This is a genomic window from Rathayibacter sp. VKM Ac-2857 (assembly GCF_013205025.1).
GTDB lineage: Bacteria > Actinomycetota > Actinomycetes > Actinomycetales > Microbacteriaceae > Rathayibacter.
Window position 1 is genome coordinate 13,769 of sequence record NZ_JABMLE010000001.1, and the last position, 13,554, is coordinate 27,322.

Sequence of the window (13,554 nt, forward strand, 5' to 3'; positions counted from 1 at the left end):
GAACGTGTCGGTACGATGGTCGGCGGTGTGCCGGGAAGTCTGGTCGGCGGACGCGGCCCTCTGGCGCGTTCTCACGTGATCCGACGACCTCCCGAAGGAAGCCCCTCCGTGCCCCATACCCCTGCCGCCGAGCCCACCCGCTCCGAGCCCACCCGCCAGGCGCCGCACGCGATCTGGCGGGGCCTGCGCCAGACGCTGCGCTCCGACGCCGTCGGCGGCGCCCTGCTGCTCGGCGCGACCGTCCTCGCGCTGGTCCTCGCCAACTCGCCCGCGGCCGGCTTCTACGAGACCGTCCGCGACTACGAGTTCGGCCCCGAGGCGCTCCATTTGAACCTCAGCGTCGGCGCCTGGGCGGCCGACGGACTGCTCGCGATCTTCTTCTTCGTCGTGGGCCTCGAGCTCAAGGAGGAATTCGTCGTCGGCAAGCTCCGCGATCCGCGCACCGCCGCGCTCCCGGTGGCCGCCGCGTTCGGCGGGGTCGCCGTCCCCGCCCTGATCTACGTCGCGATCAACGCGACCGCCGGCCCCGACGCCCTCCAGGGCTGGGCGATCCCGGTCGCCACCGACATCGCCTTCGCCGTCGCCGTGATCGCAGTCGTCGGCAAGAGCCTCCCGGTCGCCCTGCGGACGTTCCTGCTCACCCTCGCCGTCGTCGACGACCTGCTCGCCATCACGATCATCGCCGTCTTCTACACCTCGGCGATCGCCTTCCTGCCGCTGCTGCTCGCGCTCGTCCCGCTCGGGATCTTCGCCGTCCTCGTCCAGCGCGGCGTCCGCACCTGGTGGATCCTGATCCCGCTCGGCGTCGCCACCTGGGCGCTCGTCCACGCCTCCGGCATCCACGCGACCGTCGCGGGCGTGCTGCTCGGCTTCGCCGTCCCGGTCGTCGCGACCGCCCGCGCCCGCGTCCGCACCGGAACCGGCAGCGACGGCGAGCCCGAGTACGACGGGCTCGCCGCGCACTTCGCCGACCGCTGGAGCGGCGTGTCGGCCGGCGTCGCCGTCCCGGTCTTCGCCTTCTTCTCGGCCGGAGTGACGATCGGCGGCCTCACCGGCCTCGTCGAGTCGTTCCAGGACAGCATCGCCCTCGGCATCATCGTCGGCCTGGTCGTCGGCAAGCCGCTCGGCATCCTCGCGACCACCTTCCTGATCACCCGGCTGCCCGGCCTCCGCCTCGACCCCGCGCTGCGCTGGCCGGATCTGGTCGGCATGTCGATGCTCGCCGGCATCGGCTTCACCGTCTCGCTGCTCGTCGGCGAGCTGTCCTTCGGCGTCGGCAACGCGGCGGGCGAGCACGTGAAGGTCGGCGTGCTGGCCGGCTCGGTGATCGCGGCGGCGCTCGGAGCGACGGTGCTGTCGGCGCGGAGCCGCGGCTACGCGCGGTCCGGAGTCCTCTCGGACTGACCCCCCGCCAGCCGCATCGTGCCGCCGGCCCGCGCCGCGAACGCCCGCGCGGTCGCCGCGATCGTCCGCTGCATGACCCGCACCGCCGCCGTCGGCGCGAGGTCCGCCGGGCGGGCGAGGCTGATCGTCCGGCTGAGCGTGGGCTCCTCGAGCCGGATCGAGCGGAGCCCGGGGCGGCCCTGCAGCACCATCGCCGGCACGATCGCGACGCCGAGCCCGCGCTCGGCGAAGCGCAGCACCGCGTCCATCTCGGCGCCCTCCAGCACGACGTCGGGCATCAGGCCCGCGGCGGCGAACGCGGCATCGGTCGTCCGGCGCAGGTCGTAGCTGGAGTTGAAGACGATCTGCGGAAGCGCGGCCACCGCCGCCAGGCCGAGGGCATCACCGGCGGCGAGCGCCGGCTCGTCCGCCGAGGAGACCACGACCAGCTCCTCGACCAGCAGCGGCGTCACCGTGAACGCGCCGACGGCCGCCGCCGTCGACGTCGTCACGAGCGCGAGGTCGAGCTCCCCGCGCGCGAGTCGATCGAACAGGCTCCGCGAGCCGTCCTCGGCCAGGTGCAACTCGATCGCGGGATGCGCCGCGTGGAAGGCGTGCAGCACCTCCGCGACGAGGCTGATGCAGAGCGTCGGCGTCGCGCCGAAGCGGACCCGCCCGCGCTCGAGCCCGGCGAGCTCGGCCAGCTCCCGCCGCACCGACTCGGCGTCCGCGAGCATGCGCCGCGCGAGCGGCAGCAGCAGCTCGCCGGCGGAGGTGAGCGTGCTGCCGGAGCGCGCCCGGTGGAACAGCTCGGAGCCGAGGTCCTGCTCGAGCGCGGAGATCTGGCGGCTCAGCGAGGGCTGCGCGAGATGCAGCTCCTCGGCGGCGCGGGTGAAGCTGCCGAGGCGCGCGACCTCGACGAAGCCGGACAGCTGCTCGAAGTTCATGGCCATAGCGTAAGCGCATGCCGAGCCCCAGCATTATGCATTGGAGTAATCGAAGCGCCCTGCCTAGCGTGGAGTCATGACCACTTCAGCGACCACCACGACCCCGGAGCGCCGGATCTCCACCTCCGTCCTCGTCATCGGCACCGGCGGCTCGGGACTTCGCGCCGCGATCGAGCTGGCCGAGGCCGGCGTCGACGTCCTCGCGCTGGGCAAGCGCTCGAAGTCGGACGCCCACACCTCGCTCGCCGCCGGCGGCATCAACGCGGCCCTCGCGACGATGGACCCCGACGACAGCTGGCAGCAGCACGCGGCCGACACGATCACCGAGTCCTACCAGCTCGCCAACCCGCACACGGTCGAGATCGTCACCTCGAACGCCGCCCGCGGCATCCAGGACCTCGAGCGCTACGGCATGCCGTTCGCCCGCGAGGACGACGGCCGCATCTCGCAGCGCTTCTTCGGCGCGCACACCTACCGCCGCACCGCCTTCGCCGGCGACTACACCGGCCTCGAGATCCAGCGCACGCTGGTCAACCGGGCGGCGCAGCTCGACATCCCGATCCTGGACACCGTCTACGTCACCCGCATCCTCGTCAACGAGGACGGCGCCGTCTTCGGCGCCTACGGCTTCGACCTCGTCGACGGCACCCGCTACCTGATCCACGCCGACGCGGTGATCCTCGCCGCCGGCGGTCACAACCGCATCTGGCGCCGCACCTCCTCGCGCCGCGACGAGAACACGGGCGACTCGTTCCGCCTGGCCGTCGAGGCCGGCGGGCGCCTGCGCGACCCGGAGCTGGTGCAGTTCCACCCGTCGGGCATCATCGAGCCCGAGAACGCGGCCGGCACGCTCATCTCCGAGGCGGCCCGCGGCGAGGGCGGCATCCTCCGCAACGGCCTCGGCGAGCGCTTCATGGGCAAGTACGACCCGGAGCGGATGGAGCTCTCCACGCGCGACCGCGTCGCGCTCGCCTGCTACACCGAGATCAAGGAGGGCCGCGGCACGCCGAACGGCGGTGTCTGGCTCGACGTCTCGCACCTCCCGCGCGAGACGATCATGACCCGCCTCCCCCGCGTCTACCAGACGATGCTCGAGCTGCAGATGCTCGACATCACGAAGGACCCGATCGAGATCGCGCCCACCGCGCACTACTCGATGGGCGGCGTCTGGGTCCGCTCGGACGACCACAGCACCGACGTCCCCGGCCTCTACGCCATCGGCGAGGCGTCCAGCGGTCTGCACGGCGCCAACCGGCTCGGCGGCAACTCGCTGATCGAGCTGCTCGTCTTCGGCCGCATCGTCGGGCAGGCGGCGGCGGAGTATTCCGCCTCGCTGACCGCTCAGACCCGCTCGGCGGCCTCGGTGCAGGTCGCCCGCGACGAGATCGCCGACCTGCTCGCCGCCGACGGCGAGGAGAACGTGCGGGCCCTGCAGCGCGCGATCCGCAACACCATGACCGAGCACGCCGGCGTCGTCCGCGACGAGGCGGGCCTGCTGGCCGGTCTCGCCGAGCTGAACGCCATCGAGGCGCGCATCGCCGGCATCGGCATCCACCCGGACATCGCGGGCTTCCAGGACCTCGCGCACGCCTTCGACCTGAAGTCCGCCGCGATGGCGGCGCGGGCGACCCTCGAGGCCGCGCTGGAGCGCCGCGAGAGCCGCGGCTGCCACAACCGCAGCGACTACCCCGAGATCGACCCGGCGCTCCAGGTGAACCTGGTCTGGTCGCCGTCCACCGGGATCACCCGCGAGGAGATCCCCGCGGTGCCGGAGGAGATCCAGGCGCTGATCCGCGAGGTCGCGACCGCGGGGAAGCTGCTCGAGTAGCGGCACCGCTCGCGCTCCGCGCACACGACGACGCCGGCCCGGATGATCCCGGGCCGGCGTCGTGTCGTTCCGCATCCGATCAGGCGCGGCTGCGGGCGCGTCCGCCGAAGCGGGTGTAGAGGAACAGCACGATGATCGCGCCGATGATGGAGCCGATGATCCCGGCCGGCTGGAGGAAGCCCTCCATCGGGTCGTGCTGGAAGATCAGGAAGCCGAGGAAGCCGCCGACGAAGGATCCGACGATCCCCAGCACGATGGTCATCAGGATGCTGATGTTCTGGCGTCCCGGCACGATGAGGCGGGCGAGAGCGCCGGCGATGAGGCCGACGACGATGAGGCTGATGATGAGTCCGAGCACGGGAGTCACCTTCCTGTCGAGCACGGCGGACCGTGCGGTGGGGCTCTGCGGTCGCTGAGCCGATGGGCAACCCAAGCAGTCGCGGAGGGGTGGCCGGTACACCCCTGGGGGTGTGGTCACGGTGCCCGGTGGCGCGGTACGGTCCGTGCATGCCCACGCCCCTGCCCACGCCCCTCACCGTCGCCCTCGTCGACGACTACGACGTGGTGCTCAAGGGCCTCGCGCACATGTTCGACCACTACCGCGACCGCGTCGTCGTCGCCGAGATCGACGCGAACGCCGCGCTCTCCGACCGCATCGACATCGTCCTCTACGACTCGTTCGCCCAGCCGGAGTCGGACCTGCAGGAGCTCGCCGACCTCGTCCGCAACCCGCGCGCCGAGCACGTCGTCGTCTACACCTGGAACTTCCACCCCGACCTCGTCGCCGACGCCCTCGACCAGGGCGTGCGCGGCTACCTGTCGAAGACCCTCCCCGCGCGCGAGCTCGTCGCCGCCCTCGAGGCCGTCCGCTCCGGCGAGCTCGTCGTCAGCGAGCCGCCCCGCCGCGCCGGCACCGCCCCCGGCCTCGACTGGCCCGGCCGGCACGAGGGCATCACCGACCGCGAGTCCGAGATCCTCGCCCTGATCACCCAGGGCAAGAGCAACGCCGACGTCGCCGCCCTCACCTACCTCAGCCCCAACACGGTCAAGTCCTACATCCGCAGCGTCTACGGCAAGATCGGAGCCTCCAGCCGCACCCAGGCCGTCCTCTGGGGCGTCGAGCACGGCTTCACCCCCGACCACCACCGCATCGACCACTGGCTCGGCGGGCCGTGACCGCGCACGCCCACCTTCGGCTCGTGAAACCGGCTCCGGCGCGCTGAATCGCGCCGTTCCGACGAGCCCGACGCGCTTCCGCGAGCCCGAGCCGCTCCGCCGCCCGTCCACGCCCCTCGAATCCGCCTAGGGTGAGCACACCGGAGCACGAGGGGGACGCGATGCCACGGAACCACCGGCACAGAAGAGCCACCGGCGCGGCGATCGCGCTGCTCGCCCTGCCGCTGCTCGCGGGGTGCGCGGGGCCGACGCCCTACTCGGACTTCGATCGGACGCGGGACGAGCGGGACGTGCTGCCGGATCTCGGCGACGTGGGCGAGCAGATCGACCCCGACTCGGTTCGCTTCGTCGGCACGGCCGAGGGCGTGGACGTCTACCTCGGCTCGTCGATCCGCGGTGACGACCACTGCGTGATCATCGACGGCGACGACGGGCCCGTGAGCGGCTGCGGCGGAGGCGGCGACCTGGAGGTGTCGCAGCGCACCTCGGTCGTGGTGCAGGTGCATCCCGACGGCGTCGTGCCGGAGGACTCCCCCGGTCTCGATTGGACGGCCCTCGGTCAAAACGTGTCGGTACGGTCCTACAACTGATCGCCGTCCCGCCTGCGGTAGGTCGCCAGCGCGACGCCACCGGGCAGCGCGAGCAGATCGACCGCCTCCAGCGCCACCGGCCGCGCGAGCCCGCCGAGCAGCGGGACGCCCGCGCCCAGGAGCAGCGGCGAGATCTTCACCTGGATCTCGTCGATCTCCTCGATCAGCTTCGCGGCGAGATCGCCGCCGCCGCAGAGCCAGATGTCGCGCCCCGGCTCCCGCTTGAGCGCCGCGACCTGCGCCCGGACGTCGCCCGACATCGTCTCCACCCGGTCGGAGGCGGGCAGGCGTCCGTGCGTCACCACGATCTGGCGCAGGTGCGGGTAGGCGCCGTCGACGAGCCCGGCGTCCACCGCGGGGGCATGGGTCCGGCGGCCGAGCAGCACGGTGTCGAACCGGCGCGGCGGCGCCGTGACACCGAGCGCCGCGCGCAGGTGCGCCGGGCAGGTCTCGGGGTAGCGCTCGAAGAGGTCCGCCAGGGTCTCCGGCGCGGTCGGGAACGCGGAGACGTCCCCCGCCGGGTCCGCGAGGAAGCCGTCGAGCGAGGTGGCGATGTAGTAGACGAGGTCGCGCATGCCACCGCACGGTACCTCTCGTCGGCGGGGGTCTTCTACCCTGGAAGGGCTCTTCTACCCTGGAAGGAGAGGAGGCCCCATGTCCGAAGCGAGGGATCGCGCCGCCCGGTACGCCGCGGAGCGCGCGGCCGGCGGCCGGCCGGAGACCGACGACGAGAGCACCGGCTCGCTGCCGGAGAACGCGGAGGACCGCGCCGCGTTCATCGAGACGTCGATCCAGCAGGCGATCCGCCGCGGCGAGTTCGACGACCTGCCCGGCGCCGGCAAGCCGCTCGAGGGGCTCGGCGAGCACCACGACCCGGACTGGTGGATCCGCCGCAAGATCGAGCGGGAGAACCTCACCGGCATCGGACCGGCCGCGTTCCTGCTCCGCGCCGAGGACCGCAGGCTCGACGAGCAGCTCGACCGCCTGATGCGCGAGTCCGAGGTGCGGGCCGTGCTGACCGACTTCAACGGGCGCGTCGTCGAGGCCCGCCGCCAGCTGCTGGGCGGCCCGCCGGTGGTCACGCCACTGCGCGACATCGACGCGGAGGTCTCCGCCTGGACCGAGCGCCGGAACGCCCGGTTCGCGGCGCCCGAGCCGCAAGAGCCCGCGCGGCCCCGCCGCCGGTGGTGGCGCCGGCGCTGACCGCTCCGCGCACGAGCACACCGATCCTCATCACTATGCTGGGAAACTCCGCGAGGGAGGGTCGGATGAAGGTTCCGCGCACCGCGACGACCCGCGTCGTCACCGAGATCAACCGGACGGCGATCGTCGACGCCCTGCGTCTGCACGGTCCCTCCTCCCGCAGCGCCATCGCGCGCCACACCGGCCTCAGCCCCGCCACCGTCGAGCGGCTCTGCTCGGCCCTCCTCGGCGAGGGCGTCATCGTGCTCGACGGCCGCGAGCGCTCCTCCGGCGGCCGGCCGTCCTCGCTCTACCGCTACGCCGGCGACGCGCGCGTCGTCGCCGCGATCGAGGTGTCCGAGGCGCAGGCGCACGGCCGCCTCGTCGACTTCGACGGCAAGACCGTGCGCGACGAGGTCCTCGCCTTCGAGCTCTCCGGCGACGGATCCGACGCCGACCGCCGCCTCGCCGGCACCATCGAGATGGTCGACCTGCTGATGGCCGCGTCGAAGCGCATCCGCAAGCCGTGCGCGGGAGTCGGCGTCACCATCCCGGGCATCGTGCACGGTCCGGAGGGCCGGGTCACCAACACGATCGAGCTCGGCTGGAGCGACGTGATGCTCGGCAGCATCCTCAAGGCCCGCGTCGGCGTGCCCGTGCTGGTCGAGAACGACGCCAACGCCATCGGCTTCGGCGAGTGGTCGCGCGGCGCCGGCCGCGGCACGCAGAGCCTCGCCACCTACGTGCTCGGCGTCGGAGTCGGTGCCGGCATCGTGCACGACGGTGCGCTGCTGCGCGGCTCGCGCTCGGCCGCGGGCGAGATCGGCTACCTGGTCACCGAGCGCTCGCACCTCGAGCGCCCGTACACGACGCAGGGCGACCTGGAGTCGCGGATCGCCGGAATCTCCCGCGGCTACGCCCGCGAGCACGCGTCCGACGCGGCGAACCCGCTCGGCGCCCTGCTCGACGCGGCCGCGGCCGGCGAGGAGTCCGCCCAGGCGCCCGCCGCCGAGGTCTTCGACTACATCGGCCTGTCCTGCATCGCGCTCTGCACCGTGCTCGACCCGGAGCTGATCGTGCTGGCCGGCCACCTCTCGCGCCAGCCCGCGTACGCGATCCAGGAGGTGACGCGCCGCCTGGTCGGCCGGATCACCATCCCGCCGCGCATCGCAACCGCCGAGCTGGGTGCCGACGCGGCGCTCGTCGGCGTCGCGCAGCTCATCATCGCCCGCTCGCGGACGGCGACCTATCTCAGCTGAGGCGCCGGTCGAGCGCTGCGGCCGCCTGCTGGTCCAGCAGCACCGTCACGTCCGGGTGGCCCTGCAGCGCCGAGGCCGGGCAATCGACGTCGACCGGACCGAGCAGCGCGCGCGCCACGGCGTCCGCCTTGGCCGACCCCGAGGCGAGCAGCACCAGCGAGCGCGCGGACAGGATGGTCGCGACGCCCTGCGTGATCGCCGACTCCGGCACCCGGTCGATCCGCCCGTCGAAGAACCGGGCGTTCGCCTCACGGGTGCTCCGCTCGAGCCGGACGACGTGCGTGCCGGCGTCGTGCGGGGTGCCGGGCTCGTTGAAGCCGATGTGCCCGTTGCCGCCGATGCCGAGGATCTGCAGGTCGACGCCGCCGACCGCGCGGATGGCCGCGTCGTAGTCGCGCCCCGCCTGCTCGCCGTCCGCGCGAGTGCCGTCCGGGACGTGCACGGCGCCCACGCCGAGCGGCACGCGCACCTCGCGGTCGAGGACCGCGCGGTAGCTCTCGGGATGCCCGAGATCGATCCCGACGTACTCGTCGAGCGCGAAGGCGCTCACCCCGGAGAAGTCGATCCGGCCCGCCATGACACGCTCGGCGAGCTCGCGGTACAGCAGCGAGGGCGTCGAGCCGGTCGCGACGCCCAGCACCGCGCGCGGGTCGGCGAGGACGCGCTCGGCGACGAGATCCGCGGCGGCGCGGGAGGCCTCGGCGAAGGAGTCGAAGACGCGGACGGTGGTGCCGGGGGCGAAAGCGGTGCTCCCGCGGGTTCCGGTCAGGCTCACGAGGCCACCTCCGAGAGGGTGCGCTCGGCGGTGGCGAGGGCCCGTGCGTGCGCCATCGCGCCCACCACCGGCGGCCGCCGCACGACGACGAACGCCAGCTGCGGAGCCCCCTCGGCCAGCCGCTCGCGGATCCGCCGCTCGTACGCGGGCTGGTTGACAATCACGCCGCCGCCCGCCACCACGAGCGAGCCGATCGCCCCGCGGCGCACGAGCGAGGCGACGCCCGCGGCCAGCGCCTGCGCGGCGTCCTCGACGATCCGCCCGGCGAGGGCCGACCCGGCGGCCGCCTGCTCGAAGACGAGCGGGGCGAACGCGCCCCAGGCCGCGCCGCCGGCGATGCGCGTCGCCTCGGCGGCGAGGGTCGCGGCGTCGCTCGCGCCGAACGCGGTGAGGACGGCGCCGATCAGCGGATCCGGGGCCCCGCCCTCAGGAGTGACACCGTTATCGCAGGCCACGAGGGTCGCCCGCAGCGCCGTCGACACGAGGTCGTGCGCGCTGCCGCGGTCGCCGAGCGGCCAGCCGTGGCCGTCGACGGTGATCCGGGCGCCGTCCGCGGTCGTCCCGCAGATCACGGCGCCGGTGCCGACGATCATCTGGATGCTCGGTTCCTCCTGCTCCGCGAAGCCCAGCAGCTCGGCGTCGTTGACGACCGTCACGGGCCGGCCGAGGCGGAGCGACAGCGTCGCCGTCGCCTCCCGCATCTGCCCGGGGGTGTCGCAGCCGTGCACGCCGAGCACCACGACGGCGTCCTCGGCGAGCGGGCGGAGGCGCAGCAGCACCTCGGCCAGTCGCGGCAGGTTCTCGGGGTCGGCGAAGAGCTCGCCGGAGCGCCAGGCGCTCGAGGGGAGGACGAGGTCCTCCTCCGCGCCGTCCGTGTCGAGGAGGCGGACGTGGGTCTTGGTGCCGCCCACGTCGACACCGACGAGGTGGGCTGCGGCCTGCGGAGGATTTTGCGTCACAGTGGCATGAAAGCATCTCTCGCCCCGTGGGACAAGGCGGCTGGCGCGTGATGCAGCCCCTCGCACACCCTCGCGTTACGGCGCTGTTTCCGCGAGTTACGGCCCGATCACGACTTCCGGCGCCTCGAAGATTCTTGTTGACCTATATGGGTCGTATTGATAAGAAAGCACTACCGCCTCGACGACGAAGCGCCCGCGCCTCGTCGACTGACAGACACATGAAAGGTGTTCCGTTGAAGAAGACAGCACGCGCCACCCTGGCGCTCCTCGGCACGGGAGTGCTGATCGCTTCTCTCGCCGGGTGCGCGAACGGCTCCTCCGGAGCCGGCGCCTCCGACCCGCTCCAGTTCGTCCTCTCCGGCGACGGGACCCAGGGCGGCGGCTACCAAAAGATGGCCGATCTCTACCAGGAGCAGACCGGTGTCGAGGTCGAGATCGTCGACGTCCCGGGCGACGACCTGACGACGCGCCTGCGCAACAGCGCTCAGGCGAACGACCTGCCGGCCCTCGCCGCGGCGGCGAACGTCGACCCGCTGTGGAAGGACCAGATCCTCGACCTCTCGCAGATCGCGACCGACCAGGACATCCTGCCGCTGCTCGCCGTGCCCGACCCCGAGGACGGCAAGGTCAAGGCGCTGCCCACCAGCCTCACCTCGGTCGGCATGTTCATCAACAAGTCGCTCTTCGACGAGGCCGGCGTCTCCTACCCCACCGACGCGACGCAGAGCTGGACCTGGGACGAGTTCGTCGCCAAGTCCGAGGAGGTCCAGGCGGCCACCGGCGCGCAGTACGGCATGGTGATGGACAACTCCGCGCACCGCCTCCGCTCCTTCCTCTACGAGTTCGGCAGCGAGGGCATCGTCGACGACGGCGGCACCTTCACCGCGAACGCCGAGACGAAGACGGCGCTGGAGTACTTCAAGAAGCTCAACGACGACGGGTTCATGCCCAAGTCGGTCTGGACCGCCGGCGAGGACGCCAGCGCGACCTTCAAGAGCGGCCAGGTCGTCTCCTACTACTCCGGCGTCTGGCAGATCGCGGACTTCCAGTCGAACATCACCGAGTTCGAGTGGGCCTCGGTGCCGACCCCGCAGCAGCCCGTCAAGGCGACCAACTACGGCGCCGCCTCGTGGATCGTCGCCTTCGACGGCACCGGCCAGGAGGAGGAGGCCCAGAAGTTCATCGACTGGCTCTACCAGCCCGAGCAGTACTCCGCGTACTGCGAGATCGCCGGCTGCCTGCCCGCCGTCACTGGCCTCGAGATGAACTACCCGGCCAACCAGGACGCGTTCGCGCTCTACAACGCCGAGATCGCGGCCTCGCCCGCCGTCTCCTCGCTGCAGACCGTCGACCAGCTGATCGGCGGCTACGAGGGCAAGTTCCTCCAGTCGGAGCCGCTCAAGGACGAGACGATCAAGTACCTCAACGACCAGCAGAGCGTCGACGAGACCATCGACAACATCCTGTCGACGACCCAGGCCGCCCTCGGCGAGTAGGTCCCCCGGGCGGTGCGGGGTCCTCTCCCCGCACCGCCCTCCCCCTCGACCGATCGCACCGCCGATCACCCGATCAGGAGAGCATCATGACCGTCCAGCCGCTCGTCACTCCGTCCTCACCACCGGAGGCGGTCCTCACGGTCCCCGGCGCAGGTCGCGGATCGAAGGGCTCGCGCCGGCGCCCCGTGCGCCGCCCCCGCTACGTCGTCAGCACGGTGCTGCTGACGGTCGGCGTCGCGATCCTCTTCGCCCTCTTCTTCGTCTGGCCGGGCGCGCTCGGCGTGATGTACTCCTTCACCTCCTACCGGGGCTTCGGCGACATCGAGTTCGTCGGCCTCGACAACTACACGGCGCTCGCGCAGGACCCGGTGTTCTACGCCGCGGTCGGCCGCACGCTCGTCTACGCGCTGTTCTCGGTGCCGTTCGCCTGCGGCCTCTCGCTGCTGATGGCCGTCGCGCTGAACAATGCGCGTGCCAAGGGCAAGATCGGCGCCCGCATCATCTTCTTCCTGCCCTGGCTGGTCTCCCCCATCGTCGCGGGCGTCATCTGGCGCTGGATGTTCGGCGAGAGCTTCGGCTTCGTCAACTTCGCCATCACCTCGCTCGGCGGCGGCGCCGTGCCGTGGTCCTCGAACGCCGATCTCTCGCTCTTCGTCGTGATCCTCGCCTCCGCCTGGGGCGGAGCGGCCTTCAACATGCTGCTGTTCATCGCCGCGCTGAACAACGTGCCGGTCTCGCAGTACGAGGCGGCCGAGCTCGACGGCGCCAACCCCTGGCAGCGCTTCGTGTCGATCACCCTCCCCGGCATCGCGCCGACCACGCTGCTCGTGGTCCTGCTCTCGACGCTCGGGCACATGAAGGAGTTCGCGATGATCCAGGCCCTCAACAACGGCGGCCCGGGCACCGAGAACCAGCTCATCGTCCAGTACATCTTCCAGACCGGATTCGCGCAGTCGAACGTCGGCTACGCCAGCGCCGCCTCGATGGTGCTGCTGGTGATCCTGCTGATCATCGCCGCCATCCAGCTCGCCATCAGCAAGAGGAGCCAGGCATGGTGACCACGACCCCCGCCCCCGTCCGCACGACCCGCCCGAAGCGCACGCCGGCCGCGCCCGCGCCGATGACCCGGAAGAAGACCGGCGAGTTCCGCCGCTCGATCGGCCCGACCGCGATGCTCTGGGCGATCGCGATCCTCACCCTCTTCCCGCTGCTCTGGTTCCTGCTCAGCTCCTTCAAGGGCGGCGGCGACCTCTTCACCTACCCGCTCTCGCTGCTGCCGCGCGAGTGGACCCTCGACGGCTACCAGCGCGCGCTCGAGCGGGTCGACTTCCTCCGCTACTTCTCGAACACCTTCGTGGTCGCGACGCTGACCACGCTGCTCACCGTCTTCTTCAGCGCGACGACCGGCTACGCCCTGGCGAAGTACAAGTCGCCGTGGCTGAGCGTGCTGGCGCTCTGCATCCTGGCGACGACGATGCTGCCCGGCGAGGTCATCCTCAACCCGGTCTTCACCGTGGTCCGCGACCTCGGCATGTACAACACGCTGATGGGCATCATCATGCCGTCGATCCTCACGCCCACCGGTGTCTTCATGTTCCGGCAGTTCTTCATCACGGTGCCGGACGAGCTGCTCGACGCCGCCCGGATCGACGGGGCGCGCGAGCTCTCGATCTTCTTCCGGATCATGCTGCCGCTGTCGAAGCCGATCATCCTGACGCTGTCGATCATCTCGTTCCAGTGGCGCTGGAACGACTACATCTTCCCGCTGATCATCCTCAGCGACCCGAAGAACTTCACCCTGCAGATCGCGCTCCGCCAGCTGATCGGCGCCCAGAACATCGACTGGGCGATCCTGCTCTCCGCCTCGGTGCTCTCGATGCTGCCGCTGGTGGCGATCTACCTGGTGTTCCAGAAGTACATCACCGGGTCCGACATCAACGCGGGGCTGCGCGACTAGAG

At 71.7% G+C, this 13,554-nt stretch carries 14 protein-coding genes; 9 read left to right on the plus strand and 5 right to left on the minus strand.

Translation table 11 applies throughout. The features are described 5' to 3' along the window. Positions 1-183 precede the first annotated feature (183 nt). Complete coding sequence (gene nhaA, locus HQQ86_RS00065) at positions 184-1,404, plus strand: Na+/H+ antiporter NhaA (protein WP_254071797.1); 1,221 nt, start codon at positions 184-186, stop codon at positions 1,402-1,404. On the opposite strand, the gene HQQ86_RS00070 is transcribed toward nhaA, so the two are convergent. Beyond that, positions 1,374-2,330 carry a LysR family transcriptional regulator gene (locus HQQ86_RS00070; protein WP_173285452.1) on the minus strand — a complete coding sequence of 319 codons (957 nt, stop codon included), beginning with the start codon at positions 2,328-2,330 and terminating at the stop codon, positions 1,374-1,376. The genes nhaA and HQQ86_RS00070 overlap by 31 nt on opposite strands. 76 nt (positions 2,331-2,406) lie before the next feature. On the opposite strand from HQQ86_RS00070, the gene HQQ86_RS00075 reads away from it, so the two are divergent. Next, a complete protein-coding gene (locus HQQ86_RS00075) occupies positions 2,407-4,158 on the plus strand; it encodes an L-aspartate oxidase (protein WP_173285454.1) in 1,752 nt (583 codons plus the stop codon). Between the two features lie 79 nt (positions 4,159-4,237). On the opposite strand, the gene HQQ86_RS00080 is transcribed toward HQQ86_RS00075, so the two are convergent. After that, the gene (locus HQQ86_RS00080) at positions 4,238-4,516 is read right to left on the minus strand and encodes a GlsB/YeaQ/YmgE family stress response membrane protein (protein ID WP_123445883.1); all 279 of its coding nucleotides are present in this window, start codon (positions 4,514-4,516) and stop codon (positions 4,238-4,240) included. 149 nt (positions 4,517-4,665) lie between these two features. Here HQQ86_RS00080 and HQQ86_RS00085 point away from each other — a divergent pair, with 149 nt between their 5' ends. Then, entirely contained in the window at positions 4,666-5,334 is a 669-nt protein-coding gene (locus HQQ86_RS00085) for a response regulator transcription factor (RefSeq protein ID WP_173285456.1), read from the plus strand. 161 nt (positions 5,335-5,495) lie between these two features. Further along, a complete protein-coding gene (locus HQQ86_RS00090) occupies positions 5,496-5,924 on the plus strand; it encodes a hypothetical protein (RefSeq protein WP_173285458.1) in 429 nt (142 codons plus the stop codon). On the opposite strand, the gene HQQ86_RS00095 is transcribed toward HQQ86_RS00090, so the two are convergent. After that, positions 5,915-6,499: a dihydrofolate reductase family protein gene (locus HQQ86_RS00095; protein WP_173285459.1), complete on the minus strand. Its 585-nt coding sequence runs from the start codon at positions 6,497-6,499 to the stop codon at positions 5,915-5,917. The two genes, HQQ86_RS00090 and HQQ86_RS00095, sit on opposite strands and share 10 nt — an antisense overlap. A gap of 79 nt (positions 6,500-6,578) precedes the next feature. Between HQQ86_RS00095 and HQQ86_RS00100 the strand changes: the two genes are divergently transcribed. Together HQQ86_RS00100 and HQQ86_RS00105 are read left to right on the plus strand one after the other, a co-directional pair. Beyond that, a complete protein-coding gene (locus tag HQQ86_RS00100; RefSeq protein WP_173285461.1) occupies positions 6,579-7,127 on the plus strand; it encodes a DUF1992 domain-containing protein in 549 nt (182 codons plus the stop codon). Between the two features lie 65 nt (positions 7,128-7,192). Then, positions 7,193-8,365, plus strand: coding sequence for an ROK family transcriptional regulator (locus HQQ86_RS00105; protein ID WP_173285463.1), 1,173 nt, complete (start codon positions 7,193-7,195; stop codon positions 8,363-8,365). Here HQQ86_RS00105 and HQQ86_RS00110 read toward each other — a convergent pair. Together HQQ86_RS00110 and HQQ86_RS00115 are read right to left on the minus strand one after the other, a co-directional pair. Then, positions 8,358-9,140: a glucosamine-6-phosphate deaminase gene (locus HQQ86_RS00110; protein ID WP_367948491.1), complete on the minus strand. Its 783-nt coding sequence runs from the start codon at positions 9,138-9,140 to the stop codon at positions 8,358-8,360. The two genes, HQQ86_RS00105 and HQQ86_RS00110, sit on opposite strands and share 8 nt — an antisense overlap. Continuing rightward, on the minus strand, positions 9,137-10,099 hold the full coding sequence (locus HQQ86_RS00115) for a BadF/BadG/BcrA/BcrD ATPase family protein (RefSeq protein ID WP_173285465.1): 963 nt from the start codon (positions 10,097-10,099) through the stop codon (positions 9,137-9,139). The genes HQQ86_RS00110 and HQQ86_RS00115 overlap by 4 nt, the downstream gene beginning before the upstream one ends. Before the next feature lie 233 nt (positions 10,100-10,332). Between HQQ86_RS00115 and HQQ86_RS00120 the strand changes: the two genes are divergently transcribed. From HQQ86_RS00120 to HQQ86_RS00130, 3 genes are all read left to right on the plus strand, one after another. Beyond that, positions 10,333-11,595: an ABC transporter substrate-binding protein gene (locus tag HQQ86_RS00120; RefSeq protein WP_243839919.1), complete on the plus strand. Its 1,263-nt coding sequence runs from the start codon at positions 10,333-10,335 to the stop codon at positions 11,593-11,595. An 86-nt stretch (positions 11,596-11,681) separates the two neighbouring features. After that, complete coding sequence (locus tag HQQ86_RS00125; RefSeq protein ID WP_173285467.1) at positions 11,682-12,653, plus strand: carbohydrate ABC transporter permease; 972 nt, start codon at positions 11,682-11,684, stop codon at positions 12,651-12,653. Then, a complete protein-coding gene (locus HQQ86_RS00130) occupies positions 12,647-13,552 on the plus strand; it encodes a carbohydrate ABC transporter permease (protein WP_254071763.1) in 906 nt (301 codons plus the stop codon). The genes HQQ86_RS00125 and HQQ86_RS00130 overlap by 7 nt, the downstream gene beginning before the upstream one ends. Positions 13,553-13,554 lie beyond the last annotated feature (2 nt).

Excerpts from the sequence above, each read along its gene's own strand:
- HQQ86_RS00125 (WP_173285467.1), top strand. The coding sequence starts at position 11,682 with ATGACCGTCCAGCCGCTCGTCACTCCGTCCTCACCACCGGAGGCGGTC.
- HQQ86_RS00100 (WP_173285461.1), top strand. The coding sequence starts at position 6,579 with ATGTCCGAAGCGAGGGATCGCGCCGCCCGGTACGCCGCGGAGCGCGCG.
- HQQ86_RS00090 (WP_173285458.1), top strand. The coding sequence starts at position 5,496 with ATGCCACGGAACCACCGGCACAGAAGAGCCACCGGCGCGGCGATCGCG.
- HQQ86_RS00085 (WP_173285456.1), top strand. The coding sequence starts at position 4,666 with ATGCCCACGCCCCTGCCCACGCCCCTCACCGTCGCCCTCGTCGACGAC.
- HQQ86_RS00095 (WP_173285459.1), bottom strand. The coding sequence starts at position 6,499 with ATGCGCGACCTCGTCTACTACATCGCCACCTCGCTCGACGGCTTCCTC.
- HQQ86_RS00075 (WP_173285454.1), top strand. The coding sequence starts at position 2,407 with ATGACCACTTCAGCGACCACCACGACCCCGGAGCGCCGGATCTCCACC.
- HQQ86_RS00105 (WP_173285463.1), top strand. The coding sequence starts at position 7,193 with ATGAAGGTTCCGCGCACCGCGACGACCCGCGTCGTCACCGAGATCAAC.
- HQQ86_RS00070 (WP_173285452.1), bottom strand. The coding sequence starts at position 2,330 with ATGAACTTCGAGCAGCTGTCCGGCTTCGTCGAGGTCGCGCGCCTCGGC.
- HQQ86_RS00130 (WP_254071763.1), top strand. The coding sequence starts at position 12,647 with ATGGTGACCACGACCCCCGCCCCCGTCCGCACGACCCGCCCGAAGCGC.